The sequence below is a fragment of the Gilliamella sp. X-46 genome (assembly GCF_057063525.1).
On the sequence record NZ_JBXSQH010000008.1, the window covers coordinates 43,724 to 69,015 of the forward strand.

Genomic DNA, 25,292 nt, shown 5'->3' on the forward strand with positions numbered 1-25,292 from the left:
GTCAAATACGAACGTTAAAATTTAAAGATATCTTCACAAGCACTGGTTAAACTGGCATCGACTGGCGATGTGGTGCAAACGCGATTCCAATCTAAATTACCATGCGTGGCATTAATTGTTGGTGTCAGTGTGGTGGTTAACCCCGCTAAAGCACTGGTTCCAACTAAGGTAATCACGCCGTTATTGACCGTAATTGAAGTTACATAGTTAGACGTTCGGCTTGCTGGTACCCCATTATTACCATTGCTACAATTGGCTAAACTACCTTGCTCGACAGCACAAATTTCGACAGCAGTTTTATACGATGTCATGATTTGCAGCATATCGGTCAGCGCCGCTTTTTTTACATATCCTTGATAAGCAGGTACGCCGATAGCCGTTAAGATAGCAATGATGATAATGGCAATCATAAGTTCAAATAATGTAAAGCCAGATTGATTAGACATAAATACCTCGATTTTTCGTCAATGATTTAATAGAAGAACCTTTATAGCAAAACAAAAAAATGGAATAATAGCGAAGTAGTAAGTTTGGAAAGAAAAATTCATTACGCAATTCATTATTACGTTGTATGCTCAATTTTCGCGAAGCAGATCGCAAAACACACAAATCTATACATCGGTTTATTAAATAAGTTGGAGTCAATATGTCCCTAAAAATTGTTAACGGTTGGTTGCAAGGTATAAAACACGTCGTTTCACCTTTTTATAATGAACGACCAGCCAATAAACCGATATCATTACTTGTTATCCATAATATCAGCCTACCGCCCAATCAATATGGGGGGCCTTATGTTGAACAATTATTTACAGGTCAACTCAATCCTAACAAGCATCCGTACTTTGCTTCAATTTATCAACTTGAAGTCTCAAGCCATCTGTTTATTCGACGTGATGGCGAAATCATTCAATTTGTACCATTTGATAAACGCGCTTGGCATGCGGGGAAATCCGTATTTACAGGACAAGATAATTGTAACGATTTTTCAATTGGTATTGAAATGGAAGGATGCGATAGCGACAGCTTTACCGAACAACAATATCAACAATTAACGAACGTGACATTATTATTACAGCAAACTTATGCGATCCAAAACATTACTGGTCACAGAGATATTGCTCCAGATCGTAAAACGGATCCCGGCCCCTGTTTTGATTGGCAATATTATCGAAGTTTGTTAGCGCAAAAATCACAAGAACAAAAGCTACTCAATCAAATTAAGCAAATTATTGCAGAGTTACAAAAAATCAATTTATGGCAAATCACACCACCAAAACCTGATGCCTTTTTAAGTCAACAACCCTTTGCGCTTGACACCATGCAAGCACACGAATGGTTGCAATGGATTTTTATTCCGCGAATACAAGCACTCATTGATGCCAAAGGTAATCTGCCTAAATTTGCTTTGCATCCTTATTTTGAGGAAGCGCTAAAAGAGCAAGAACAAGATGTTAATCATCTGCTACATCTTATTAAGCAACTTGATGAATTATCGTAAATTAACAAGATAAAATGTACCGTATTAATATACGGCACATTAATGTGTAACAATGGTTAAAGTCAAAAAAATCGAATAAAAATCGGTCAGAAAAGGTATTGATTTTATTTAAGTTTTTAAAGCTAATTTCCACCACTCGATAACTGTCGATACTCATTTACCGCTTGTTGATGGTTGCTATAAGTAGTTGAAAAGGTATGCCCACCTGTTCCATTCGCAACAAAAAACAGATAATTAGTTTTAGCCGGATGCGCAGCTGCTTCGAGTGATGCTAGGCTCGGCATTGCAATTGGTGTTGGCGGAAGCCCCTCAATGACATAGGTATTATAAGGGTTTTGGGTATCGGTTAAATCAACCTTTCTAATGGTACCTTTATAGTTATCACCTAAACCGTAAATAATAGTTGGGTCAGTTTGTAACTTCATTTTGTTTTTTAGACGATTAACAAATACCGAAGCCACATTTGCCCGTTCAGAACTAATGCCGGTTTCTTTTTCAATTATTGATGCAATAATAAGTAACTCATAAGGAGATTGATATGGAAGATTGTTATCACGGTTATCCCAGATTTTTTGCAAGTTACTTTTCATGATCATATGCGCACGTTTTAATATATTAATATCTAAAGTGTCTGCAGTATAAAGGTAAGTGTCCGGCGATAACCACCCTTCAATCGATCCTTCAATACCTAATAACTTAGCAATTTCGTCCTCTGTTTTACCAGCTAAGGTTTGTTGAATATACGGGGTAGTTTGAATAACATTTAACCAATCTTTAGCGCGTTTACCTTCGACAAATTGGATCGAAAAATTGCTCTCTTTGCCTGATACCAACAATTGCAAAAATTCTTCAACAGTCATATGTGGATGCAATTGATAAGTTCCTGCTTTAATGGATCTTAACGATGGATTTAATTTACACAAATAAGGGAGCAAATATGCGCTTTCGACTAATTTGCTTTCTTTAACTTGCTCAACTAATTGATGCATAGATGTGCCTTTTTTCAAAACAAACATTTGATTTTCGGCAGTGACTTGCATTTGCTGTGTGGAAAACTGCTGTAAAAAATAATAACCAATACTGAACGAACCACCCACAATTAAGATCAGGGTGAATAGAGTGTATAAAAATATCTTTTTAATCATAACTTATTTATCTAATATAATGAATTTTTGCGCGTGAAGTTAAGCGCGTTATTAATTCGTAAGCACTAATACCTGTGTGCTTAGCGATTTCTTCAACGGGGAGTTCTGGTCCCCAAAATATGACTTCGTCACCGGGTTTTTCAAGGCTGTTGATGCCCAAATCAACCACAATCATATCCATTGAAACTCGGCCAACAATGGGCACTTTGCGGCCATTAATCAAAACGGGGGTATTTTGCGGAATGTTGCGTGGATAGCCGTCACCATAGCCCATCGCAACGACACCTAATTGAGTCTCTTGCAAACTACACCAAGTCTGACCATAACCAACCGATTCGCCTTGTTTATGCTTTCGCACTGCGATTAATTCGGATTTAAATGTCATGGCGGGCTGTAGCTCGGCAATTGGTGCATCAAAAGGCGAAACACCATACAAAGCAATGCCTGAACGCACAACATCACGCTGAGCCAGCGGCCAAGCCAAAGTGCCACCCGATGCGGCAATCGAACATTTGCCTATTAGTGATTTATCGTCAATTGAAGCAATAAACTGATCAAAGCATTCAATTTGCTTTAACGTTTGCTTTGAAGTGAGATCGTCAGCCGAACTAAAATGACTCATAATATTAATCGGTTTACAAACGACAGAACAGTTAGCTAAACGATAAAACTCATCTTTAGCTTCATCAAGACAAAAACCTAACCTATGCATACCAGTATCGATTTTAAACCATGTAATAATTTGATTTTCAAGCGGTGATGATTGCAGCACATCGATTTGCCATTTGCTATGAATAGCAGGTTGAACATTAAAATTAATCAAATCCCACATATCATCATGCGGAAAGAATCCTTCCAAAGCCACAATAGGCGTATTAATACCTATATTTCGCAATTGTATTGCCTCGGCAAGCCGCGAAACGCCAAAATAATCCACCTTATCGGCTAATAGCTGTGCAATTTGCTCAATACCATGGGAATAAGCATTGGCTTTAATAATTGCAACCAGCTGACTGTCAGGGGCTATTTTTTTGAGGTATTCAAGATTATGAATAACTGCTTGACGATTGACTTCAACAACTGCGATAGACATTTCTTGGATCCAAACTCTTATCAAAAGATTATTTTAAATTCTGTTTTCAATAATAACAAATTTTTCTTAGTATACAAATCAGTTGAAATTTTATACAATTTTAAACATAAGTATTTTAATGAAATAAATTAACTAAATTGTAATATCAACTTTATGGTAATTGATCATAAATTTTGTGCTTTACCACATAAAAATCGTTAACAATAAGTTATTTGTTCACCAAATTCTTATAAAGATGCCTAAAGGCCATCAATGGATGATAGATGATCATCCTTGGACCGGCATAGCGCATAACTTGTTTTATTTTTTGTTTATAATCCTTACGATAACAATGTTTTGGACAACGCTCACACGTCGTTTTGGCTTCACCAAAACGACACATTGTTAGACGTTGCATAGCATATTGCAATAGATCATTGCATTCATTACATAACTGGTGGCCTGAGGTGTGATGATTTTGGTTGCAATATAAATAGATCATTGCACTCACTGTTGCTTTTTCTTGCTGTATTTTAGGACCAGTATTGTTTGCAACCATAATCACATACAAGTTAATAAAGAAAGTGGTAAAATAAAATATATTCCACTATACCACAAGGATTTGTTGTCATGACAAGAATTATCAATAAAGATACGACGGTTTGTATGTCCCTTTCGGCCCGACCAAGCAATTTCGGTACTCGATTTCATAATTACCTGTATGAAAAACTCGATCTTAATTACTTATATAAAGCCTTTACTACCAATAATTTAAAAGATGCAATTTATGGCATTAAAGCCTTAGCGATTCGAGGTTGCGCCATTTCAATGCCTTATAAAGAAGCTTGTATAGAATTTATTGATGAATTAGATGACTCGGTAAAATCTATTCAATCAGTCAATACTATTGTTAACACCAATCATCATTTAAAAGCCTATAATACTGATTATATTGCAGTTGCTAAGCTCATTACAGAAAATAAAATCGATAATACAACGCCATTTGTGTTAAAAGGCAGCGGCGGTATGGCTAATGCGGTGATTGGTGCTTTTTATGATGCAGGATTTAAAAATGGCATTATTGCCGCACGTAACCAAGCAAAAGGCGAAGCGTTAGCCAAACGCTACGGTTACAAATGGGTCAAAGATGAACAAGACATATTGCCAAAGCAAGCCAAACTAATTATTAATGTGACCCCAATTGGTATGCATGGAGGCATTGAAGCAGAAGAGCTCGCATTCCCCTCAACCATGATAGAAAATGCTGATATTGTGTTTGATGTGGTTGCATTACCCGTTGAAACACCAATGATAAAATATGCCCAAAAGCTAAACAAAACCATTATTTCAGGTGCCGATGTCGCGGTGATTCAAGCTCTTGAACAATTTGTGTTATATACGGGTGTAACACCCAGCGAAGAATTGGTGAAACAAGCAGGTGAATTTGCAAGGCAAGGCTAAATAGTGTTATTCATTCCACCGAGTATATCGGTGGAATGAATAACAAATAGGTTATTGCATCACCTGATGTAATTTGTTATATACAGCTAATAATTTTTGATGCATAGCAAATTGCGCTAAATTATCATTATTCGCTTTATCGGCTGTAGCAGAATCTGCCAAGCCAAAAAATGTTTTTTCGCCATTGGCGTATTGCCACATATCGTCAACACAAGCTTGACCATACATTTTATTAAATGCAGTTTGATAGTTGTTAAACTGTTTTTTGTCACGTTGCAAAATAAAGTTAACTAGCGTTTGCAAGCAACGATAAGCATGATTGCGTTCTGGGGTAAATATAGACTCATTCATTTCAACCGTCCAATCAATCCACTGTTGTGCTTGCACTAAGTCTTTACCTGCCAATGCCAACATTGCTTTTAATTCACCAACGCGCAGTGTAAGCCAAGCATTATCGTTACCGGTTGCAATGCCAAGTAGTTCGCGAACGCGTGCATAATCATCAAGACCTTCATCATCAAGCTGTTCAATAATGGCTAGGTACTGTTTGGCAGTGCGTTTTTGATAAGGTAATGACAAAATAAGATCACGCAGACCAATTGCCATATTGCTATTGGCAATTAAAAGATCTTCAGGGGGATAAATTTCCGACATGCCAACGGCCAAAATTCGACAAGCATAAACTCCAAGATGCTCATAGTCCATAATTAACACTTCGGTGTTGTGACGGGTAAAAATAGCCATTAAATTAGCAAATTCTTGCTCAGTCGTGCCCGAAAAATCCCAATCGACAAATTCATAATCAGCTTTCTCATTAAATAGATCCCATGAAATCAAACCGCTTGAATCAATAAAATGTGTTTCTAAATTGCTAAGATCAGCAATATCATCATTATCAAAACTTGGTGGTGAAAATACATCCAAATCTTTTAAACTACGCCCTTGCAATAATTCTGTCACAGTTCGTTCAAGTGCAACGCCAAAATTTGGATGTGCACCAAACGAGGCATAACATGTTCCATTTTGCGGATTAAACAACACCACACAAATAACCGGAAACTCACCGCCTAATGAAGCATCAAAACAATAAAGTGGAAAGCCTTCGCTTTCAAGCGCATCAATGGCTGCCAAAACCGCTGGATAGCGATAAATAACCTCGGTTGGAATAATCGGTAAGCTAATAGCCTCGGCAATAATTTTATTTTTGGTATAACGTTCAAAAATTTCCGATAACCCTTGTACTCGCGCTTCATTACGGGTATTTCCTGCTGACATACCATTAGATGCATATAAATTAGCAATTAAATTAACAGGCACATAGACCGTTTGCTTGTCAGACTGTTGCTCAAACGGTAATGCGCAAATGCCTCGCTCGCCATTACTTGATTGTAAATCAATTAAATCAGTTGCACTTAACTCATGATCGGGATCATAAAATTTAAGTAGTTTTTGAGATAATAACCCTTTAGGGAGGGAATTATCTTCAGGAATAGAAAACCATTTTTCGGACGGATAATGCACAAAATCAGCATTTGCAGCCTTTTTACCTAAATGAAAATCTGAAAAAAAGTAATTGGTTGATAATCGCTCAAAATACTCTCCCAAGGCCGATGCTAACGCCGCTTTTTTGCTTGCACCTTTACCATTAGCAAAACAGAGTGGACACTTTGTATTTTGAATATGCACTGACCACACATTAGGCACAGGGTTGAGCCAAGAAGCTTCTTTCACTTCTAAATCATATTTTGCTAATTGTTGCTGAAAATAGTTAATGGAATCTTCAAGGGCAGCATCTTTGCCTGGAATATAAGTTTTCATAAGTTAATCTCAAAATAATTTCATGTTATAATTGTTGCGCTTTACCGCTTTCAAGAATTTATCACTTTATACGCAAATATAAAAAAATAGAAGTAATAAAATTAATCCACCTAAATAAGGAAATAAAATGAACAAAAAAATAGATTTTAAAGATCTTACCATTAAAGATTTTTTCTTCTTTAATAAAATGTTAACACCTTCATTTATTACTATCGTGTATTGGATCACATTAGTTCTTATTGGCTTTAGTGCATTGACTATGATACTAGGTAGTTTTGCTTTATTTGCTTATAGTTTTACTATGGGTTTATTTACCTTTTTTACTGGTATTATTACCTTTGTTGTAGGATTTGTTTCAACTCGTATTGGTTTTGAATTGATTTGTGTGCTATTTAATATTAATCACAATATCCAAAAATTAGCTAACGAAAAAACAGATTCTGAAAAAACGGAAGAATCGTCTAGCACCGATACTATTAATTAATAGTGTTGATTCAACTATATAGGCAAAAAAGCGGGAACTGATTCCCGCTTTTTTCTTTCGTTTTAATCTACATATCTTTAAATCAAAATAATCTATTAACCAGCATTAAGCTCGCTAAGTGGCCACCTTGGCCTAACATTAATTGCTAAATCTGAATACTGTTTTGCTTTTAAATGAATCATCCCAGCGTAAGCAATCATGGCACCATTATCGGTACAAAATTCGAGTCGTGGATAATAAACCTGTCCTTTACGCTGACGCATCAGCTCAGTTAACCTATTACGCAGTGTTTGATTGGCGCTTACTCCACCAGCTATCACTAAATTTTTAAATCCAGTTTGATCAAGAGCTCGCCGCGATTTAATCACTAACGTATCAACCAAAGCATCTTCAAAAGCTCTAGCAATATCGGCTTGAGTCTGCGTATCAATCATATGATTATCACTATGTTGATGAATGATATTGGCAGCGGCTGTTTTAAGACCTGAAAAACTAAAATCCAGTCCAGGACGATCCGTCATAGGCCTAGGAAAATGGAACCGAGCGCCATTACCCTGCTCAGCTAATTTCGACAATTTAGCTCCACCGGGATAATCTAAACCAAGTAATTTTGCAGTTTTATCAAAAGCTTCGCCTGCTGCATCGTCAATGGATTCACCGATAAGTTCATATTGACCAATACCTGTTACACTAATAAGCTGTGTATGTCCTCCCGAAACCAATAATGCAATAAAGGGAAATTCGGGCGGATTATCTTCAAGCATAGGAGCTAACAAATGCCCCTCCATATGATGGACTGCAACTGCGGGGACATCCCAAGCATAAGCCAGCGAACGACCAATCGATGCACCAACCATTAAAGCACCTATTAAGCCTGGACCTGCGGTATAAGCCACACCATCAATATCTGCTGGCAGCAAATTTGCTTCTTTTAATGCTACTTGAATTAAGGGTACGGTTTTACGAATATGATCGCGTGATGCGAGCTCAGGCACTACACCACCATAATCAGCATGTAATTTAATTTGCGAATAAAGTTGATTGGCAAGCAAACCATTGGCATCATCATAAATAGCAACACCTGTTTCGTCGCATGAAGTTTCAATACCTAAAATCTTCATTAATGTTTACCTGCAAAATCGCTAAGGTCTTCTTCGCTCCAAAGATCTTGTTCGGTGATGTCTTTATCGGCAATGCGATGCTCTTCGGTTGCCCAATCGCCTAAATCAATAAGCTGGCAACGTTTGCTGCAAAATGGGCGGTATAAGCTATCTTTACTCCATAGAACTTGCTTTTGACAAGTTGGGCAATTGACATATGTAACGGTTTCTTTATTCATTGTGACTCTTTTTTTAAATAATTAGCATTTAACAGTACTAACAACACGCTAATTCAAATTCAATATCATCGGTATTCACGTTATTACAAGCATCAAGCGGTAAAAAGCGAATGCTATAGCGCGACATATGGCCAGACACTTGGGGATAGACATTTTTATCTAATGAAATCCGAATACGAATTAAATTAACATCACCATTGGTTTCTTGGAAAAAATTATTAGAACAAATAAATGGTTTAAATTCACCCATTTGTCTAATTAACTGCATATAGCATGTTAGAGATTTATCTAGAATTGACAGGTGTTGTAACCAATTTCCAACTTGAATGTTTCGCCTTTCTTGCGGAATTTTTAGCCATAAATGGAACGATGGCAAATCAAAACTACAACACCCACCAGGAATAGTTAAGCGTTGACGAATAGCAGTAATAAAACGGTCATCTTTCAATGGTTGTCCTAAGCGCGCTATCACATTAAATTGAGCTAAAAAATCATCAAATTGGCGGATTAAGTCATTAAGCAAATCATAGTCCACACCATCAAAAGTTAACCATAAAATTAACTTTTGCTTTTGTGATTCAAGTTCTTTAATCAAATCACCTTTTACATCGTTACGTTCAATAATTTCTAACAACTCGGATAATGCATGAAAAAAAATCAACGCATTATTTTGATCTAAATGGCAATGCGTATTTAATTGATTTAATAAAAATTCAATACGAAGCCAAGTGCGCATTTTTTCGTTCAATGGATGTTCAAAAATAATATTACTCATCTATCTAAATCTTACCATTAAAGTTATCTAAATATTGTTGATGCAATAAATTAACCTGTGCAATTAGCGACTCCAAATTGTCATCATTGACAATAATATCATCCGCATAAGATAAACGCTTTTTTAAAGACACTTGCGACAACATCATCTTTTTCGCTAATGATTCACTAATATTATCTCTTTTTACTAATCGCGCCAATTGTAGCGACTCAGGAGCATCGATGATCAGCACGCGATCAGCCAAATTATGCAAATTGTTTTCAATCAATAACGGCACAACCCAAATTACATAAGTTGTGCTTTGCATAGCAATTTGTTTTTGGGTTTCTTGTTGAATAATGGGATGCAACAGATGATTAATCCAAAGTCGTTCATGGTCATTATTAAAAATAATCTCGCGCAGCTGACTGCGATCAAGTTCGCCATTAGCAAGCAAAATTTCTTGGCTAAAGTGCTTAACAATTTGGTTAAACGCATCGCTACCGACTTGTACAACTTGCCTTGCAATAAGGTCTGCATCAATAATAGGTACACCCAATTTGGCAAACAAATTGGCGATAGTACTTTTACCACTGGCAATACCGCCACTTAGTGCAACAACATAAGGCATAAGGCAAATTCCAATTCAACAAAAATAGGACATCATTATAACATATAAGTGGATTGATCATATAACGCAAAATACAGACAAAAACTTAACAATTAATGGGATATTTATTGGCAGTAAATTAGCAAACTTACTCACGCCAAAGGAAAATTTATCGGCTACAGCCAAATAAATAGAACAAAACAGTTGTTTTATATCATTAGCTGTATATAATCACATATATATGTATATAAAAACAGGACAAAGTAATGAAACCGTTAACCGAACGTCAACAACAGATTTATGACTTAATTAAAGACAATATACAAACCACTGGCATGCCGCCGACACGGGCTGAAATTGCCAAAAAGTTAGGATTTCGCTCTGCCAATGCGGCTGAAGAACATCTTAAAGCGCTTGCCAAAAAAGGCGCAATCGAAATGATCGCCGGCTCGTCTCGCGGGATTCGTCTTTTACTTGAAAACCAAACTGAGCAAAACGAGCTTGAAGGTTTACCCCTAATTGGACAAGTCGCTGCTGGATCGCCAATCTTAGCGCAAGAACACATCGAAAGTCATTATCAAGTTGATCCGTCACTATTTAAACCCCATGCCGATTTTTTACTAAGAGTACATGGTATGTCAATGAAAGACATTGGTATATTAGACGGCGACCTATTAGCAGTACATAAAACCCAAGACGTTAAAAATGGTCAAGTTGTTGTTGCCCGTATTGACGACGAAGTTACCGTCAAACGTTTATCGCGCAAAGGTAAACATGTTCACCTGCTTGCAGAAAACAGCGAGTTTTCTCCCATTGAAGTCGATTTAGAACAACAAAATTTTGCTATTGAAGGGCTTGCCGTTGGCATTATTCGTAACGGTTCTTGGATGTAATAATGTAGATGTATAAACAAAGATGGTATAGAATAGTAAACACTAAAAAGTAGGAGATTACTATGTGGCTATTTTGGTTATACGAAGGTTTAGCATTTGTTGCAATCATATTGCTCGTTTTTGGATATTGCCGTTTTAGGGGAGTTGGTTTTTGGTCCCTCATTTGGAAATATTTAAAATGGTTCTCTTTAGCTGTGCTTATTGTGTGGTTAGCCATTGCAATTCTTTGTCGAGTTGACTTATATAACGCTGCTCACTGCTATTTTAGAGGTGAAAGTATGCATGCAAACACCAAATATTCTATCTTTTTAGGTGAGTGCCAAGTTGAAACGCCTAGCGGCAGTTATGTTCCTATTGAACGAGCTAGAGCATTACCAGGTTCAAGTAACCATGATCATGATGATGGCAACAGTGACTCCGGCACTACAAGTGAATTCTATCCTGTAAATTAACGTATTTAAAAATAAATAGAACAATCAAAATCCGGCAAATGTTATCACAATTGTCGGATTTTAATTTTTTTGATTGATAAATAAAAACCTAAATGATGAATTGAAAGTGGATAAATCAGCAAATAACCAAAAGTTATTCATTGTGTTACTCATTAACTTTCTGAAAAGCCAAACAGCGCTGTTCTAACTTTTTAAAACCAAAAATTAATGTAAAGCTCACACAAAGATAAATCACCGCCGCAATGCCAAAGGCATGAAAGGGTTGATACGTTTCTGCATAAATATCGCGTGCAATCTTCATTACATCGGGCACAGTGACCGTAAAAGCAAGCGCCGTTGAATGCAGCATAAAAATCACCTCGTTACTATAAGCCGGCAGAGCAATACGAAACGCTCTTGGCAAAATAATATAACGATATAACTGAAAACGGTTAAGCCCAAGTGCAGTTGCGGCTTGAACTTCGCCATTAGGAACATTGCGCATGGCACCAGCAAAAACTTCAGTGGTATAAGCGCAGGTATTTAAAGTAAAGGCTAACACCGTGCAATTTAAACCACTTTGAAAAAAGTCACCCAGCCAAGCATGATTTTTAACCACACTCAATGTATAAATGCCAGTATAAATAATCAGCAACTGCACATATAAAGGCGTGCCACGAAAAATATAAGTAAACAGCCAAATGGGTAATTTAATCAGCTTATTTTGCGAATTTCGCCCTACTGCTAACCCTAGAGACAAAACACCACCTATTACAACGGATAAAATCAAAATCCACAGCGTCATCGCCAGACCAGTAATATTATAACCATCGGTCCATAATAGTGATTGCCAATATTGTTGAATAATTTCTAGCATGAGTTCTTATAACTTAGTTTTGATTGTGCCAATGGAATAACGCCGTTCCAGCCACCATAACACGATATTCGATATTGACGTAAAAAGCAGATAGAATGCCCCTGCGATTAAGGCAAATAATAAAGGTTGATACAAGGCTTCACCTGCGTTTTTCGTGGCTTTAACTAAATCCGATAACCCCAGTAACGACACCAATGCCGTGGCCTTTAATACCACTAACCAATTATTCGCAATGCCCGGCAAGGCAAACCGCATCATTAAAGGAAACATCACATAACGAAACACTTGGACTTTACTAAGCCCAAGAGCCGTTGCTGCCGCCAACGTATTTTTAGACACAGCAAGATAAGCCCCTCGAAAGGTCTCGGTAAAATAGGCGCCGTAAATAAAGCCTAAGGTAAAAATACCGGCCATTAATGGATTCACTTCAATAAAAGAGGCGTTAAAATAATCGGTAATATTATTAACCAAAAACTGCAAACCAAAAAATATCAGCATCATCAGCACTAAATCAGGCACACCACGAATTAACGACGTATAAGCCTGACAAAGCAGATTACACACTTTAGAATCAGCCAACTTGCCCAGCGCACAAACAATGCCAAGTAGCATAGCTAACAGCAACGATGCTAGTGCTAAAATAATGGTTAGCCATGCCCCTTGGCAAATTAACGAAATATAACCTTGCATGGTTTATTTTTTATTACCATACACATTAAAATCAAAGTACTTATCATTGATTTTTTGGTAAGTGCCATCAGCTAAAATCGCTTTTAACGCTTGATTAAAGGCTTCGCGTAATTCATTATCATTTTTACGAAAACCAAGCCCCACCCCCACATCAAAATAGTTAGCATCTTTCAATTCATCGCCTGCAAAAACAAAACCTTTACCTTGTGGCTGTTTTAAAAAGGCATAACTACCAGTAACTTCGTCTTGCAATGCCGCATCTAAACGACCAGCCACTAAATCCGAAAACACCTGCAACTGATTTTGGTAAGGAACAATCACCACTCCATTAGGGCGCCACACCTCGTTGGCAAAATGTTCTTGCGATGTCCCCTGCTCAACACCAACACGCTTACCCTTTAGCGATTCGGCATTAGGCATTAAATTTGCACCTTCCTTAACAATCAAACGCGAATAAGTCATAAAGATTTCATCAGAAAACGCAATCTGCTTTTTACGTTTTTCAGTCATCATAAGCGAAGAGGAAATCATATCGATCTTTCTTGATAATAACGAAGGAATTAACGCATCAAAATCGGTAGATTGGAAGGTGCATTTAATGTTAGCTTTTTCACATAAAGCCTTAGTAATTTCAATATTAAATCCTGTAATATTACCGTTAGCATCAATAAAATCAAAAGGTGCATAAGATGTATCCGACCCAACTTTAATCGATTCAGGCAACGTGGCATAACTTGTTGTAGATAAGCTTAAACACCCAAAAATGGCTAATACTTTTAATAAATTCTTCATGATTTATCTTCCTTCGTTTTTAGCTAAAGGGATAATATAGCGCGTTATGCTGTATTTTTATAATAAAAAAAAGTTATTATTGTTGTCCAAAAAATTAAAATTACTTAACTGCAAACACAAAAATAAAGTTTTATTTGCCAGTTAAAATAAGACTTTTTAATCGCAAAAAACATCAATAAAATCAACACCTTTCCTGAACGATTTTTGTGCAATTCTTTATTCCTACAAAACGTAGCTGAAAACGTTATCAATGCGGTGATTTTTGCGACTTAGCATATTTTCAATAATTCAACCACACAAAAAATCTAAATTAAAACACGCCCTTCGATTTGCGACCCTCTGCTTATAGCTGTTATAATTCCCCTCATCTTTCAACTTAGGATCACCTTTATGTACACCATTTACGGCATAAAAAACTGCAATACAATGAAAAAGGCCTTTACTTGGCTTGATGAACATCACATCAATTATCAATTTCATAATTATAAAACTGATGGGTTGTCAGAAGCACTTTTAGATACATTTTTGCAATTGGTGGACTGGCAAAGTTTGCTTAATACTCGCGGTACAACTTGGCGCAAGCTAGATGAGTCTGTCCGTGCACAAATAGATAACGAACAAGCCGCTAAAAAGATTATGCTAGCCAATCCATCGATTTTAAAACGCCCCTTACTAATTGATGAAAAGCGAGCTTTATTAGGATTTTCAGATCAACATTATTCACAATTTACATCGCAATCTAAATAAAATCGAGACCATTATGAATGAACCTGTTATTGCGCTAACCAAAGCACTCATTGCTGAAAAATCGATAAGCCCTGACGACAAAAACTGCCAAAAACTTATTATTGAACGATTAAAACCACTCGGTTTTATTATTGAAGAAGTCAATATTGGGCAAACCAAGAACTTATGGGCCTATCATGGCGATGCTACCGGCAAAACTTTGATGTTTGCTGGACATACTGATGTCGTACCAGCTGGTGATGAAAGCAAATGGCTTTATCCGCCTTTTTCACCAACAATTGGTAAAAATGGCGTACTTTATGGCCGTGGTGCATCGGATATGAAAAGTGGCGTTGCTGCCATGGTTTGTGCGGCAGAGGATTTTGTTAAACAACATCCTAATCACACTGGGCGCGTCGCCTTTTTAATCACATCAGATGAAGAAGCCGATGCAAGCGATGGCACGGTTAAGGTGGTTGATTTGCTCATCAAACGCCAAGAGCGTATTGATTATTGCATTGTGGGCGAACCATCAAGCGATGTAGTACTTGGCGATCAGATTAAAAACGGACGCCGTGGTTCACTAACTGCCAATTTAGTTGTACATGGCATTCAAGGTCATGTGGCTTACCCTCATCTTGCTGATAACCCTGTGCATCGTTTTGCTCCTGCATTAAATGAACTGGTTAATACTATTTGGGATGAAGGCAATCAGTACTTCCCACAAACGACGATGCAAATAGCCAATATTAATGGTGGCACAGGAGCTGAAAACGTCGTGCCGGGTGAGCTTCGTGTACAATTTAACTTCCGTTATAGTAGCGAATTGACAGACGCAGATATTAAAACACGCGTTGAGCAGATTTTACAAAAATATAATGTAGACTATACCTTAACTTGGCGGTTATCAGGCCATCCATTTTTAACACCACAAGGCGATTTAACCAACGCGGCTGCTAGCGCTATTAAGGAATTTACCGACATTGATACCAAACTATCCACCAGTGGCGGCACATCTGACGGACGCTTTATTGCAAAAATGGGATGCCAAGTGATCGAGCTTGGGGTACTTAACAAAACCATCCATAAAGTGAACGAAAATGCCAATTGCCAAGATATTATTACCTTAACCGCAATTTATCACCGCATTTTAGAGAAACTGCTGTTAGTATAGTATTGTTAGCATTGCGTTATTGGCATGTATGATTGCTATAATTGGATGATTCCAATTTTAACTTAAAGGGGAATACGATGGAGTGGCTCAAAGATTATTGGTGGATAATTGTTGTTATTTTAATTGGGATTTTTATTAATACCATTAAAGCACTGAACCGACTGAGTTATAAATCGTATCTTGAAAAAAAGAAAGGGATAAAACCTATCCCTTATCAAGATGACGACGATGATGATTGGCCATCAACAAATTCAACTAAAAAAAAGTAGCACTCCCCTTAACGAAATTCTTGGCTACCGCTGTCAAATAGTGCTTGATGACGGTAGCGGTCAACCCACATTGCTGTTGCGCCACACACGGCAATAGGCATAATAATTAAATTAAACAAGGGTACCATGGTAAAAAAACTAACCAATATACCAAAAATTAAATTATCAGCTTTATCTTGTTTAAGTAATTCACACATACGTTGAAAAGTGATTTTGTGGTTATCAAAAGCATAATCGGCATATTGGATATTAATTTGCCAAGCCGTAAATAAAAACCAAATCACAGGCGTTACTGATTGCCCAATAACAGGAATAAAATAGGTCAACAGTATCGGAATGGCCCATAATAAATAATTAATCAATTTTTGAAATTCGCGACCAAAAATCCGTGGAAGATCTTTAATGATGCTCATCCACGATGTATCAACTGCTGGCATCCCTGTTAACCGTGCTTCGACTTGTTCAGCCAATAAACCATTAAAAGGTGCGGCAATGATATTTGCCACCGTACTAAAAAAATAACAAAACAAAATTACCAGCATTAAAATCACAATAAAAACTATAATATAGCCCAACCAATGCAACCAACCTGGCACATACGATAATCCCCAATCCACCATGCCAGTAATAGCAGTAAAAAACCAATAAAATAGTGCCGACATAACTACAATATTGGCAATTAATGGTAAAAAAACAAATCGCTTAATCCCTGGACTAAACGCCAAAGACCAACCTTTAAAAAAGTATTCAATTCCTGTTGTGGGTTGACTTTTTGGATTATGGTTGTTTGATTGGTTGTATGTTTGATTTTGCGAATAGCGATGTTGCATCTGATTTTCTAATTTATTATGCATCACATTCAGTTCCTTTTAAATTAAAACGAATTGAGTTAAAACAAATTCAGTCAAAACATGATGACTATTGTAAACATACCGCTTGATAACCTGCAATGGTGATCAGCTATCTTTACTGACTATTTCGGAAAATATTGCATTACTAGCCTGCTTTGCTAACCATGTTTTAACTTCATGTTTAACAGCTTGCATTAATGCATTTTTACCTGCAAGTTGGTATGAATCAATAACTAAAGGCTGATTATTTTTGCTTTTTAACAGTGCGGATAAAACAGGAAAAGAGGATACTTGAGATGATTGTTGGTGTATTTGTATATACCTATTTAATCGACATAATGCAGCATAACTGGCTTCGAATGGCCGATGATAGTGAGCAAATCCAGTAAGTTCGTCTAAATCATTGACATCTAAATCTAATGATAATAGCCAACCGCCATCACTGATAATCATATCGTTAAACGGTAAATCAATGATATCTTTTAGCCAATAGGCGTTACGTTGTAGTTTTTGTTTTAATTTATAGGTTAACAGATCCCCAGATCGGGTGATTGGTTTAAGCGCCATAACCGAATAACTGCCACTACTTGCCTGTTTATGGCTACTAACATGAACCAAAACAAAACCACAAGCCGTCCAAAATTGATAATTAGACAGGCTATAAGCAAAACTGACTGACACAAAATCGCTATTCTGCATTTTGGCATGATCACAAATCGTCTGCACCAGTTGTTTCGCGATATGTTGCCGTCGATAAGCCTTCATAACCGCAATGCGGTTAATGCGAACCGAGCGCAACTTAGCCGCTAACCGTTCACCAGCATGAGCAACGAGAGATTGCGCCACTAAATTGCCTTTAGGGCGGCGTGTTCCTTGCCATACTTGGGTTATTAGGTTATCAGGCAAATTCCCCTCGGTAAGTGTAATTGCCGCGGCAATTTGTTTATTGTCTATTGTTGCCTGCCAAACCGACAAATTTTGCGCATCAAACAGACGCCTTAAATCGATTAATGTGGTTTGATAGTGAGCCATTTTTAATAGATAAAAGATCGACCTTAAGGAATCAATATCATTGCGTTCAACCATTGAATATTGGGTTGATGATAGGCCTGTAACAGGGTTATCATCCTGCGTTAATAAACCATTAAGTAATAGCCGATCGCTAAATTGCTCTAGCATATCACCTGCCTGCCAACGAATCGGGGTGTGTAGATGAAAATATTTGCATGCTTTACCTGATAGCAATTTCAACAAAAAGCCCTGTCCAGTACCTTCATATCCGTCAACGGTGGTGGTTAACAATATCCGACAATTATTGGCAATGGCCAGTTGTAGCAGTTTTTCGAGCATAGGTAACGGAATCATGGCTGCTTCGTCAATAATGAGATAATCAGCAAAATCAATCTTTGACTGCAAAATTAATTCATCAGGTGCAAAAAATGGCGTATCGGGCTTAGCAAAAGAAAAAAAGGTCGTCAATGCTGATTTATTGGGTGCGGTCACAATACAACGCTGATAATGGCTAAACCGCCCAGCGAGTGCCGATTTACCCCGTCCGCGTTTAGCAACTAATACATTTATGGGCTTATTGCTGTTTAATAACTGTTTTAATATGCCTTGCTGTTCGGCTAAATCACAAGGATCATCGCTCATCACTAGCAAAGATGATGTGACGGATATAGCGTTTTTTGGTAAAGATGTTGAATTGATTGACACACCAAATTCGGCCAAAGTTTGTATTAAATGTGCAACAAAATTAGGTACATTAATCGGATTTTGGCTTTCGTTCCAGCGCAAGCTATCTTGATCATACCAAGTGGACAGATCCTTGGGTAATAACAAAACCAACACACTACCTTTGACTAGCGTGCCAACCAGCATGGCAAAAGCATCAAGATTAAATCCTACCGTTGCATCAAAAATAGCATGCCGATACTGCTGACCCAATAATTGTTTGGTTTGATGGGGCTTGAGTGCATTGGCAATTAACGAACTAGGCAAACAATCAGGCTGATACGTAACAGTTACCCAATCGCCAACGCTTTGCTCAAGGGTAGAGCTCAATTGTTCAAATAATTGTGCACTTTCACCCTGTAACACCCATAGCATTCGGTTGCTGTTGGGATTGTGCATAAACTAACTTTTTCCAATTAATAGCGATAATATACCGGCAGCAATCAGTGGACCAACTGGAATGCCTTTGAAAAATGCAACACCAATTAGCGTGCCAATAATTAAGCCATTGATAATGGTAGGATGTGCACCAATGAGCGATATACCACGCGTGCCAAGCCACGAGACTAAAATACCCACCAAAATAGCCAATATAGATTGCCAAGTGGTAAACGATTTGACAATATCACTAATTTTTAACGACCCATCCGCCAATGGCACCATCATTGCGGCAGTTAAAATAACAATACCAATAGTTAAGCCATATTTATTTAAAAACGGGAAATAAGTGTCAAGTGGCGTTAATTTAAACAGTAACAATAACAGTACGGCAAATGTCACTGTGTTATTGTGCGTCAAATAACACAGTGCCGCTAACCCCAAAAGAAGAAAAAAAGAGATATCAAACTGCGCAAACATTACAAAGGCACACCAATGCGTTTTGCCACTTCTTCATAAGCTTCAATCACTCCACCCAACCCTTGGCGGAAGCGGTCTTTGTCCATTTTTTTAAGTGTGGACTTTTCCCATAGGCGACAACCATCAGGTGAAAACTCATCACCTAAAGTAATTTCGCCTTTAAATAAACCAAATTCGAGTTTGTAATCGACCAAGATTAGCCCTGCTTTATCAAACAGATCAGTCAAAATGGTATTGATTTTAAAGCTGAGTTCTTTCATCTTGGCTAATTGCTCATCGCTAGCCCAACCAAAAGCTTTACAGTGTGATTCGTTAACCATTGGATCGTGCAATGCATCATTTTTTAGAAATAATTCAAACGTAGGAGGATTTAAAACCTGACCTTCTTCAATCCCTAAACGTTTAACTAAAGATCCCGCTGCGCGATTGCGCACAACGCATTCAACAGGTACCATTTGCAGCTTTTTGACAAGCACTTCATTGTCAGATAATAAGGCCTCAACCTGTGTTGGAATACCTGCTTCGTGCAATTTAGTCATAATAAAATAGTTAAATTTGTTATTCACCATGCCTTTACGATCTAACTGCTCAATGCGTAAACCATCAAATGCCGATGTATCATTACGAAACTCAAGAATTAATAAATCAGGATTTTCGGTGGTATATACCGTTTTTGCTTTACCACGATAAAGCTCAGCCAACTTTTTCATGTTTATAACCTTATATCAAATTACTTATAAATAATTAAGGAGCTATTCGCTCCTTAAATTCCAAGTTTATTCTTAATTTGCACCACTCACGGCTGTTGCTGGTTTTTTACTTTCGGTCTTCTCTTTTTCAGCATCTTTATCTTGCGCTTTTGGCGGCACTACACGCATTGAATCTGGTGCAACATCATCCATAATGTCATTAAACAAACCGACAACATAGCGTTGAACTTCAATTGGTTGTGAAGTTAAATCGTCAGTGCCACGAGTTAACGACGTGATCAAAATAGTGATTGTTTCGGTATCACCTAGTAATTGACGTTTAATTGAATAAGAAGCTTCAACCGCTTGCTCTTCATCCGCACGAATTATAAAAGCTTTATTGGTTTGAATAGCGTTGCTATCTTGGCTAGCAATTGAAATATTTCTTTTGCTTAAGCTATTGGGAATGCGTTCCCACACTTGATTACTTAATGGTGCATTAAAGGTAACTGAACCACTACTATAAACCGCAAAAGCATCTGGCACTGTTGGAATTGGTAAACTTGGTGGTCTAATATCCAATTGTTTGCCTAAACTGCCTTTAAGCTCGGTTTTATCAACATAAAAGTCACTTATTGCAGTTGGTACTGAAACACCTTCGGGAATGATTAATGATTTTAAAGAGGGAGATTGAAGATAATCTTCGTTACCTTCGACTTCGCGCTTAAAGTTCTGATCACTACCACAACCAGCAAGGAACAAAGAAGCCACAACGGACAAAATCGCCGTTTTTTTAAGGACATTGCTTTTAAATAAGGTTCTGTTCAATGTATTATTTAACATAGATATCTGCTTTTTAATTAAAGGTTATACAAAACTATTACAGTAAATTTGCCTCTTTTAACGCTTGCTCAACCGCTGGAATTGACGAAGTGCTTAGCGATACCAGTGGTAACCGAATTGCTGCGCTTTGCATTAAACCTAATCTTGCGCAAGCCCATTTAGCTGGCGTTGGGTTGGGTTCAATAAATAAATTACGATGTAAAGTCATCAAAGTATCATTTAAACTGCGTGCTTCTTTAATTTGGTTATTAACCACAAGCTGACAAACAGTTGCAACGGCTTTAGGAGCTACGTTGGCAGTGACCGAAATCACTCCATCGCCACCTAAAATCATAAAGTCTAAAAATGTTGAATCATCGCCACTCAATAATTTAAAATCAGGGCCGACCAATTTGCGCGTTGGGTAAACTCTTGAAAGATCACCTGTTGCATCTTTTAACGCAACAATATTTTTGATCTTCGCTAAACGCCCAACGGTTTCAGGTTTAATATCACTACTAGTGCGCCCAGGTACGTTATATAAAATCTGTGGCAATGCAGTGCTTTCGGCAATGGCTTTAAAGTGTTGATACATGCCTTCTTGTGTTGGCTTATTATAATAAGGCGCAACAGTTAAGCAACCAACAACACCGATATTTTCAACCCGACTGGTTAATTCAATAGCTTCTTTCGTTGCGTTTGCACCAGTACCAGCAATAATAGCAATACGCCCATCGGCATAATCGATTGTTCGTTTTATAACATCGATATGCTCATGGTGATCAAGCGTAGCCGATTCGCCGGTGGTACCAACCGAAACAATACCCGATGTCCCATTAGCAATATGGTATTCAACCAATTTTTTTAAGCTTACGTGGTCAACGTTTCCTTTCGTATCCATGGGAGTAACAAGTGCAACCAGACTTCCTGTAAACATAAAATGACCTCTCACATAATCGGTTTATAACATAGGGTAAAGAATAAAAAATCTGCGAATAAGTATGCGATATTTCTAAGGTAAATTCAACTTTATGTTATGCTGGATTATCAATATCAATAAAAATAGCTTCAATGCCATAACTACTCGCTAACCATTTCCCTAGTTTTTCAATACCATAACGCTCGGTTGCATGGTGTCCTGCCGCATAAAAGTTAATACCATATTCGCGCGCAATATGAATGGTGCGTTCTGACACTTCGCCAGTAAAAAAAGCATCCACGCCCATTTGCGCTGCTTGTTCAATATAATCTTGCCCACCACCACTGCACCACGCAATGCGCTTAATCACTTGCGGAGCGTTATCACCACAAAACAACACTTGCCGTTTATTATTATGTAACAGTTGCTCAAGCTGGTGTTTAAACTGTAAAGCTGTGAGTGGAGTATTTAGTGTGCCAGTAAAAAGTAAGTCGGTGATATCATTACGCTTATCGACCGAAATACCCAATAAATTAGCCAGTTCGATATTATTACCAAAAACGGGGTGACCATCTAACGGCAAGTGGTAACCATATAGATTAATATCGTTAGTTAATAGTGTTCTTATTCGTTGATATTTAATGCCAGTAATGGTTTGTACTTCGTTCTTCCAAAAATAGCCATGATGTACTAGCACGGCATCGGCTTGCAGTTCGACTGCTTTATCTAACAATAACTGGCAAGCGGTAACGCCTGTCACAATCTTATTGACTTGCATGCGCCCCTGCACTTGCAGTCCATTTGGTGCATAGTCCCGATAACGAGCAATTTGCAACTCGTTATTAATAATCTGCTCTAGTTCTAAGTGATGCATAATCTGCTCGGTTTTAAAATCATCAAAACATAGGGGTTAATTATAATCGCTTTAGCCAATAAGCGCATCTACTCGTTTATCTTAATGTGATTTACATAAAACTTAGCGAAAATAGATTAACAACAAACGCTTAAAGCCAATACTAGGCGAACCGTTTAAAAACTGGCATAATAGCCTTTTTTGACAAATAAGATAAATTGTTGTGCCAAACGCCAAATTATGTGAACGCTTTCGTGGATTTTATCCCGTTGTCATTGACATTGAAACTTCAGGATTCGATTCAAAACTCAACGCCATTTTAGAAATCGCCGCCATCACCTTAAAAATGACACCCGACGGCTGGTTAGAGCCAGATCAAACCTTGCAATTTAATGTCACCCCATTTAACGGAGCTATTTTAGAGCCCGCTGCGCTCGCCTTCAACGGAATCGATCCTGACAATCCATTGCGCGCCGCCGTGGACGAAAGGCAAGCCTTAGACGAGATATTCAAAATGGTCAGAACAGGCATAAAAGACAGCAACTGCACGCGCGCGGTAATGGTTGCACATAATGCGCACTTTGATCACAGCTTTTTAATGGCAGCGGCTGAACGCTCAGGCATCAAACGTAACCCTTTCCATCCTTTTGCCACCTTTGATACAGCATCACTCAGTGGTCTGATTTTTGGGCAAACGGTGCTAGCCAAAGCTTGCCAAGTGGCACAAATCACCTTCGATCATAAACAAGCCCACAGCGCGCTATATGACACGCAAAAAACCGCCATACTTTTTTGTAAAATTGTGAATCGACTTAAATCGCTTGGGGGATGGCCTTTAGCAACTATAGATAGTGAAACAGAGACACAACAAGAACAAAACGATAACAGTGCGCAATAAACTAAAAACGAATAAACAGATAAAAACAATCGAAGATTAATTTACTCGTAATATAGCTCACACAAAAAAGCGCGCTCAAGTTGCGCGCTTAATTCATTGCTTAATTAAGATTTATGCTTTTCAGCAGTTTGCTTAATAAGCGTTTGCAATTCACCTGCTTGAAACATTTCTAACATAATATCACAGCCACCTACTAATTCGCCTTCCACCCATAATTGTGGAAACGTTGGCCAATTAGCAAATTTAGGCAATTCGGCACGAATATCAGGTTTTTGTAAAATATCAACATAAGCAAATGGCTCGCCACATTGCGACAAAACCTGCACCGCTTGAGCCGAAAAGCCACAACTTGGCAATCTTGGCGACCCTTTCATATATAAAATAATCGGGTTTTCAGCAATTTGTTTTTTGATTTTATCGAGTGTTGTCATTTCGGTTGTCATGCGATTTCCTTGGTAATTTATTGTAATAATGCAAGCTATTTTAACGCACAATTGGGCTTGTTCCTACTGCTATCTTATAACCGAATTGCTTAATGGAGGTTTTTAGAGCAATTTATGGAGGCGTTGTTTTTGTGAAAAAACAGCCATAAAAAACTTTAATAAAATCAATACATTTCCTGACCGATTTTTGCTATGTTATTTTTATAGATTGCCGTGTGATTGTTTTTTAACTTTGTTTTGAGGGCCAAGTCAGTTGGTGTTTTTTGATATAACTAAAATCAAAAACCATTCGCACTCCAGTCGGGAAGTTGCAACCTAAGATGCGTATATCGCTGATTTAACAATATCCCCCTTACTTTCGTCCTTTTTATCAGCAAGCTTGCGTGACAATTTTAGGTTGAAAGCCTTGGGTAATGAATAAGTGCCGTGTTAGTAGTGCTCATTTTACTGTTAGGCATATTATGCCAAGCATTTAATAGATGCCATCAGTTGAATTAGCACCACTGTATTAAAGTACATAACAAACACTTATCCTGACCACCAACTGCTTGGTTATTCTTATTTATTTTAAGCTTAAGCCACCGCCAACCACGCTTTCAGCGTCGGCGGCGGGGGGGGGGCGGCGCGATTGTAGCTTCATCTCAACAACGCAACCCTAAGGGAAAATGCTCCCAACTTACGCGGGGGCTTTATTCTTTGTTAGATTGTCCTCTATCTGCACCATAACCGCCCCCGCGGCCTAAGGATTAAGGAATAAGATATAAAAGCTAAGGTGCGATGCAAACAGCGTGATGGCTGCGGCTGGCACTGTATCTGTCAACGTTGCCGTAGAACGAGTTGGCAGTGAAGCCATTGCTACCTGATGCGTCGCTTGTCCAGTAGCGGCCGCCGACGAAGCCCGTATCATTGTTGTAGCTGGACATGCGGCCCCACTCCGCGAAAAGACTAGCACCTATGTAACGCATGTAACGATTAACAGATGAACTAGGTGTGCCGCTATCTATACCATTTACACAAGGGAATGAGGAAGATATACCACACTTCGCGTTAGTTAAATCCTTAATCTGTGACAATTGGTAACCTAAACTTCTACACCAAGATGCTTGGTTAGACTGTGTATCCTCTTTATCACCACGATTGACGAACCACTGCTTTAACACAAATCCATACTTCACCTCATTACCACTACTAT

General features: G+C 38.0%; 30 protein-coding genes and 1 pseudogene. 10 read left to right on the forward strand and 21 right to left on the reverse strand.

Features of this window, described 5'->3' with window-relative positions; all coding sequences use genetic code 11:
- Positions 1 to 14: 14 nt before the first annotated feature.
- On the reverse strand, positions 15 to 446 hold the full coding sequence (ppdD, locus tag ACYIAJ_RS07125; protein ID WP_483560659.1) for a prepilin peptidase-dependent pilin: 432 nt from the start codon (positions 444 to 446) through the stop codon (positions 15 to 17).
- 200 nt (positions 447 to 646) lie between these two features.
- Between ppdD and ampD the strand changes: the two are divergent.
- Together ampD and ACYIAJ_RS07135 are read left to right on the forward strand one after the other, a co-directional pair.
- A pseudogene (gene ampD / locus ACYIAJ_RS07130) lies at positions 647 to 1,192 on the forward strand (1,6-anhydro-N-acetylmuramyl-L-alanine amidase AmpD); the annotation flags it as partial.
- The gene (locus ACYIAJ_RS07135; protein ID WP_483564586.1) at positions 1,175 to 1,498 is read left to right on the forward strand and encodes a YqcC family protein; all 324 of its coding nucleotides are present in this window, start codon (positions 1,175 to 1,177) and stop codon (positions 1,496 to 1,498) included. The pseudogene ampD and the gene ACYIAJ_RS07135, both read left to right, overlap by 18 nt.
- Positions 1,499 to 1,620: 122 nt before the next feature.
- Here ACYIAJ_RS07135 and mltG read toward each other — a convergent pair whose 3' ends face one another.
- The 3 genes from mltG to ACYIAJ_RS07150 form a co-directional block, all read right to left on the reverse strand.
- Entirely contained in the window at positions 1,621 to 2,640 is a 1,020-nt protein-coding gene (mltG, locus tag ACYIAJ_RS07140) for an endolytic transglycosylase MltG (protein ID WP_483560667.1), read from the reverse strand.
- Positions 2,641 to 2,650: 10 nt separating this feature from the next.
- Positions 2,651 to 3,736, reverse strand: coding sequence for an alanine racemase (alr, locus tag ACYIAJ_RS07145; RefSeq protein WP_483564572.1), 1,086 nt, complete (start codon positions 3,734 to 3,736; stop codon positions 2,651 to 2,653).
- A 208-nt stretch (positions 3,737 to 3,944) separates the two neighbouring features.
- Positions 3,945 to 4,274: a nitrous oxide-stimulated promoter family protein gene (locus ACYIAJ_RS07150; protein ID WP_483560657.1), complete on the reverse strand. Its 330-nt coding sequence runs from the start codon at positions 4,272 to 4,274 to the stop codon at positions 3,945 to 3,947.
- Positions 4,275 to 4,345: 71 nt separating this feature from the next.
- Between ACYIAJ_RS07150 and ACYIAJ_RS07155 the strand changes: the two genes are divergently transcribed.
- Positions 4,346 to 5,176, forward strand: coding sequence for a shikimate 5-dehydrogenase (locus ACYIAJ_RS07155; RefSeq protein ID WP_483560656.1), 831 nt, complete (start codon positions 4,346 to 4,348; stop codon positions 5,174 to 5,176).
- A 51-nt stretch (positions 5,177 to 5,227) separates the two neighbouring features.
- Here the strand turns inward: ACYIAJ_RS07155 and ycaO are convergent, their stop codons facing one another.
- Positions 5,228 to 6,994, reverse strand: coding sequence for a 30S ribosomal protein S12 methylthiotransferase accessory factor YcaO (ycaO, locus tag ACYIAJ_RS07160; protein WP_483564573.1), 1,767 nt, complete (start codon positions 6,992 to 6,994; stop codon positions 5,228 to 5,230).
- 127 nt (positions 6,995 to 7,121) lie between these two features.
- On the opposite strand from ycaO, the gene ACYIAJ_RS07165 reads away from it, so the two are divergent.
- Positions 7,122 to 7,478 (forward strand): DUF4282 domain-containing protein, encoded by a 357-nt coding sequence (locus ACYIAJ_RS07165; RefSeq protein ID WP_483564574.1) that lies wholly within the window; start codon positions 7,122 to 7,124, stop codon positions 7,476 to 7,478.
- 95 nt (positions 7,479 to 7,573) lie between these two features.
- Here the strand turns inward: ACYIAJ_RS07165 and tsaD are convergent, their stop codons facing one another.
- From tsaD to coaE, 4 genes are read right to left on the reverse strand one after another with little or no spacing between them, the layout of a single operon-like run.
- Complete coding sequence (tsaD, locus tag ACYIAJ_RS07170) at positions 7,574 to 8,599, reverse strand: tRNA (adenosine(37)-N6)-threonylcarbamoyltransferase complex transferase subunit TsaD (protein ID WP_483564575.1); 1,026 nt, start codon at positions 8,597 to 8,599, stop codon at positions 7,574 to 7,576.
- Positions 8,599 to 8,817, reverse strand: a complete 219-nt coding sequence (yacG, locus tag ACYIAJ_RS07175; RefSeq protein WP_483560652.1) for a DNA gyrase inhibitor YacG — start codon at positions 8,815 to 8,817, stop codon at positions 8,599 to 8,601. The genes tsaD and yacG overlap by 1 nt, the downstream gene beginning before the upstream one ends.
- 37 nt (positions 8,818 to 8,854) lie before the next feature.
- On the reverse strand, positions 8,855 to 9,592 hold the full coding sequence (zapD, locus tag ACYIAJ_RS07180; RefSeq protein WP_483560651.1) for a cell division protein ZapD: 738 nt from the start codon (positions 9,590 to 9,592) through the stop codon (positions 8,855 to 8,857).
- A 4-nt stretch (positions 9,593 to 9,596) separates the two neighbouring features.
- Positions 9,597 to 10,202 (reverse strand): dephospho-CoA kinase, encoded by a 606-nt coding sequence (coaE, locus tag ACYIAJ_RS07185; RefSeq protein WP_483564576.1) that lies wholly within the window; start codon positions 10,200 to 10,202, stop codon positions 9,597 to 9,599.
- A 245-nt stretch (positions 10,203 to 10,447) separates the two neighbouring features.
- On the opposite strand from coaE, the gene lexA reads away from it, so the two are divergent.
- Together lexA and ACYIAJ_RS07195 are read left to right on the forward strand one after the other, a co-directional pair.
- Complete coding sequence (gene lexA / locus ACYIAJ_RS07190; protein WP_483560649.1) at positions 10,448 to 11,074, forward strand: transcriptional repressor LexA; 627 nt, start codon at positions 10,448 to 10,450, stop codon at positions 11,072 to 11,074.
- 62 nt (positions 11,075 to 11,136) lie between these two features.
- On the forward strand, positions 11,137 to 11,526 hold the full coding sequence (locus ACYIAJ_RS07195) for a hypothetical protein (protein WP_483560648.1): 390 nt from the start codon (positions 11,137 to 11,139) through the stop codon (positions 11,524 to 11,526).
- 145 nt (positions 11,527 to 11,671) lie between these two features.
- Here ACYIAJ_RS07195 and ACYIAJ_RS07200 read toward each other — a convergent pair whose 3' ends face one another.
- From ACYIAJ_RS07200 to ACYIAJ_RS07210, 3 genes are read right to left on the reverse strand one after another with little or no spacing between them, the layout of a single operon-like run.
- A complete protein-coding gene (locus ACYIAJ_RS07200; protein ID WP_483564577.1) occupies positions 11,672 to 12,382 on the reverse strand; it encodes an ABC transporter permease in 711 nt (236 codons plus the stop codon).
- A gap of 6 nt (positions 12,383 to 12,388) precedes the next feature.
- Positions 12,389 to 13,072 (reverse strand): ABC transporter permease, encoded by a 684-nt coding sequence (locus ACYIAJ_RS07205; RefSeq protein WP_483564578.1) that lies wholly within the window; start codon positions 13,070 to 13,072, stop codon positions 12,389 to 12,391.
- A 3-nt stretch (positions 13,073 to 13,075) separates the two neighbouring features.
- A complete protein-coding gene (locus ACYIAJ_RS07210; RefSeq protein WP_483560645.1) occupies positions 13,076 to 13,864 on the reverse strand; it encodes a lysine/arginine/ornithine ABC transporter substrate-binding protein in 789 nt (262 codons plus the stop codon).
- Positions 13,865 to 14,254: 390 nt separating this feature from the next.
- Between ACYIAJ_RS07210 and ACYIAJ_RS07215 the strand changes: the two genes are divergently transcribed.
- The 3 genes from ACYIAJ_RS07215 (at position 14,255) to ACYIAJ_RS07225 (ending at position 16,033) form a co-directional block, all read left to right on the forward strand.
- On the forward strand, positions 14,255 to 14,611 hold the full coding sequence (locus tag ACYIAJ_RS07215; protein ID WP_483560644.1) for an ArsC family reductase: 357 nt from the start codon (positions 14,255 to 14,257) through the stop codon (positions 14,609 to 14,611).
- 13 nt (positions 14,612 to 14,624) lie between these two features.
- Positions 14,625 to 15,764: a succinyl-diaminopimelate desuccinylase gene (gene dapE / locus ACYIAJ_RS07220; protein WP_483564579.1), complete on the forward strand. Its 1,140-nt coding sequence runs from the start codon at positions 14,625 to 14,627 to the stop codon at positions 15,762 to 15,764.
- Between the two features lie 77 nt (positions 15,765 to 15,841).
- Positions 15,842 to 16,033, forward strand: coding sequence for a YpfN family protein (locus ACYIAJ_RS07225; protein WP_160431392.1), 192 nt, complete (start codon positions 15,842 to 15,844; stop codon positions 16,031 to 16,033).
- A gap of 8 nt (positions 16,034 to 16,041) precedes the next feature.
- Here ACYIAJ_RS07225 and cysZ read toward each other — a convergent pair whose 3' ends face one another.
- The 7 genes from cysZ to ACYIAJ_RS07260 all read right to left on the reverse strand — a co-directional run bounded on the left by cysZ (position 16,042) and on the right by ACYIAJ_RS07260 (position 22,780).
- The gene (gene cysZ, locus ACYIAJ_RS07230) at positions 16,042 to 16,887 is read right to left on the reverse strand and encodes a sulfate transporter CysZ (protein ID WP_483564580.1); all 846 of its coding nucleotides are present in this window, start codon (positions 16,885 to 16,887) and stop codon (positions 16,042 to 16,044) included.
- 102 nt (positions 16,888 to 16,989) lie between these two features.
- Complete coding sequence (locus tag ACYIAJ_RS07235) at positions 16,990 to 19,017, reverse strand: GNAT family N-acetyltransferase (protein ID WP_483564581.1); 2,028 nt, start codon at positions 19,015 to 19,017, stop codon at positions 16,990 to 16,992.
- Between the two features lie 3 nt (positions 19,018 to 19,020).
- Positions 19,021 to 19,476, reverse strand: a complete 456-nt coding sequence (locus ACYIAJ_RS07240) for a DUF441 domain-containing protein (protein ID WP_483560639.1) — start codon at positions 19,474 to 19,476, stop codon at positions 19,021 to 19,023.
- A complete protein-coding gene (gene purC, locus ACYIAJ_RS07245) occupies positions 19,476 to 20,186 on the reverse strand; it encodes a phosphoribosylaminoimidazolesuccinocarboxamide synthase (RefSeq protein ID WP_483564582.1) in 711 nt (236 codons plus the stop codon). The genes ACYIAJ_RS07240 and purC overlap by 1 nt, the downstream gene beginning before the upstream one ends.
- Before the next feature lie 72 nt (positions 20,187 to 20,258).
- On the reverse strand, positions 20,259 to 21,008 hold the full coding sequence (gene bamC / locus ACYIAJ_RS07250; protein ID WP_483560637.1) for an outer membrane protein assembly factor BamC: 750 nt from the start codon (positions 21,006 to 21,008) through the stop codon (positions 20,259 to 20,261).
- A 37-nt stretch (positions 21,009 to 21,045) separates the two neighbouring features.
- Positions 21,046 to 21,924 (reverse strand): 4-hydroxy-tetrahydrodipicolinate synthase, encoded by an 879-nt coding sequence (gene dapA / locus ACYIAJ_RS07255; protein WP_483560636.1) that lies wholly within the window; start codon positions 21,922 to 21,924, stop codon positions 21,046 to 21,048.
- Between the two features lie 97 nt (positions 21,925 to 22,021).
- Positions 22,022 to 22,780 (reverse strand): Nif3-like dinuclear metal center hexameric protein, encoded by a 759-nt coding sequence (locus ACYIAJ_RS07260; RefSeq protein WP_483564583.1) that lies wholly within the window; start codon positions 22,778 to 22,780, stop codon positions 22,022 to 22,024.
- A gap of 202 nt (positions 22,781 to 22,982) precedes the next feature.
- Between ACYIAJ_RS07260 and rnt the strand changes: the two genes are divergently transcribed.
- The gene (rnt, locus tag ACYIAJ_RS07265) at positions 22,983 to 23,657 is read left to right on the forward strand and encodes a ribonuclease T (protein WP_483564584.1); all 675 of its coding nucleotides are present in this window, start codon (positions 22,983 to 22,985) and stop codon (positions 23,655 to 23,657) included.
- 104 nt (positions 23,658 to 23,761) lie between these two features.
- On the opposite strand, the gene ACYIAJ_RS07270 is transcribed toward rnt, so the two are convergent.
- Together ACYIAJ_RS07270 and ACYIAJ_RS07275 are read right to left on the reverse strand one after the other, a co-directional pair.
- Positions 23,762 to 24,088: a Grx4 family monothiol glutaredoxin gene (locus ACYIAJ_RS07270; RefSeq protein WP_483564587.1), complete on the reverse strand. Its 327-nt coding sequence runs from the start codon at positions 24,086 to 24,088 to the stop codon at positions 23,762 to 23,764.
- A 779-nt stretch (positions 24,089 to 24,867) separates the two neighbouring features.
- Positions 24,868 to 25,292, reverse strand: a 425-nt coding sequence (locus ACYIAJ_RS07275; protein ID WP_483564585.1) for a hypothetical protein, incomplete at its 5' end; no start/stop codon positions are given.

Excerpts from the sequence above, each read along its gene's own strand:
- ACYIAJ_RS07150 (WP_483560657.1), bottom strand. The coding sequence starts at position 4,274 with ATGGTTGCAAACAATACTGGTCCTAAAATACAGCAAGAAAAAGCAACA.
- ACYIAJ_RS07235 (WP_483564581.1), bottom strand. The coding sequence starts at position 19,017 with ATGCACAATCCCAACAGCAACCGAATGCTATGGGTGTTACAGGGTGAA.
- dapA (WP_483560636.1), bottom strand. The coding sequence starts at position 21,924 with ATGTTTACAGGAAGTCTGGTTGCACTTGTTACTCCCATGGATACGAAA.
- dapE (WP_483564579.1), top strand. The coding sequence starts at position 14,625 with ATGAATGAACCTGTTATTGCGCTAACCAAAGCACTCATTGCTGAAAAA.
- ACYIAJ_RS07210 (WP_483560645.1), bottom strand. The coding sequence starts at position 13,864 with ATGAAGAATTTATTAAAAGTATTAGCCATTTTTGGGTGTTTAAGCTTA.
- ACYIAJ_RS07240 (WP_483560639.1), bottom strand. The coding sequence starts at position 19,476 with ATGTTTGCGCAGTTTGATATCTCTTTTTTTCTTCTTTTGGGGTTAGCG.
- alr (WP_483564572.1), bottom strand. The coding sequence starts at position 3,736 with ATGTCTATCGCAGTTGTTGAAGTCAATCGTCAAGCAGTTATTCATAAT.
- ACYIAJ_RS07225 (WP_160431392.1), top strand. The coding sequence starts at position 15,842 with ATGGAGTGGCTCAAAGATTATTGGTGGATAATTGTTGTTATTTTAATT.
- cysZ (WP_483564580.1), bottom strand. The coding sequence starts at position 16,887 with ATGCATAATAAATTAGAAAATCAGATGCAACATCGCTATTCGCAAAAT.
- ACYIAJ_RS07260 (WP_483564583.1), bottom strand. The coding sequence starts at position 22,780 with ATGCATCACTTAGAACTAGAGCAGATTATTAATAACGAGTTGCAAATT.
- lexA (WP_483560649.1), top strand. The coding sequence starts at position 10,448 with ATGAAACCGTTAACCGAACGTCAACAACAGATTTATGACTTAATTAAA.
- ACYIAJ_RS07195 (WP_483560648.1), top strand. The coding sequence starts at position 11,137 with ATGTGGCTATTTTGGTTATACGAAGGTTTAGCATTTGTTGCAATCATA.
- ppdD (WP_483560659.1), bottom strand. The coding sequence starts at position 446 with ATGTCTAATCAATCTGGCTTTACATTATTTGAACTTATGATTGCCATT.
- yacG (WP_483560652.1), bottom strand. The coding sequence starts at position 8,817 with ATGAATAAAGAAACCGTTACATATGTCAATTGCCCAACTTGTCAAAAG.
- ACYIAJ_RS07270 (WP_483564587.1), bottom strand. The coding sequence starts at position 24,088 with ATGACAACACTCGATAAAATCAAAAAACAAATTGCTGAAAACCCGATT.
- ACYIAJ_RS07205 (WP_483564578.1), bottom strand. The coding sequence starts at position 13,072 with ATGCAAGGTTATATTTCGTTAATTTGCCAAGGGGCATGGCTAACCATT.
- ycaO (WP_483564573.1), bottom strand. The coding sequence starts at position 6,994 with ATGAAAACTTATATTCCAGGCAAAGATGCTGCCCTTGAAGATTCCATT.
- ACYIAJ_RS07215 (WP_483560644.1), top strand. The coding sequence starts at position 14,255 with ATGTACACCATTTACGGCATAAAAAACTGCAATACAATGAAAAAGGCC.
- ACYIAJ_RS07200 (WP_483564577.1), bottom strand. The coding sequence starts at position 12,382 with ATGCTAGAAATTATTCAACAATATTGGCAATCACTATTATGGACCGAT.
- ACYIAJ_RS07155 (WP_483560656.1), top strand. The coding sequence starts at position 4,346 with ATGACAAGAATTATCAATAAAGATACGACGGTTTGTATGTCCCTTTCG.
- ACYIAJ_RS07165 (WP_483564574.1), top strand. The coding sequence starts at position 7,122 with ATGAACAAAAAAATAGATTTTAAAGATCTTACCATTAAAGATTTTTTC.
- purC (WP_483564582.1), bottom strand. The coding sequence starts at position 20,186 with ATGAAAAAGTTGGCTGAGCTTTATCGTGGTAAAGCAAAAACGGTATAT.
- bamC (WP_483560637.1), bottom strand. The coding sequence starts at position 21,008 with ATGTTAAATAATACATTGAACAGAACCTTATTTAAAAGCAATGTCCTT.
- tsaD (WP_483564575.1), bottom strand. The coding sequence starts at position 8,599 with ATGAAGATTTTAGGTATTGAAACTTCATGCGACGAAACAGGTGTTGCT.
- coaE (WP_483564576.1), bottom strand. The coding sequence starts at position 10,202 with ATGCCTTATGTTGTTGCACTAAGTGGCGGTATTGCCAGTGGTAAAAGT.
- zapD (WP_483560651.1), bottom strand. The coding sequence starts at position 9,592 with ATGAGTAATATTATTTTTGAACATCCATTGAACGAAAAAATGCGCACT.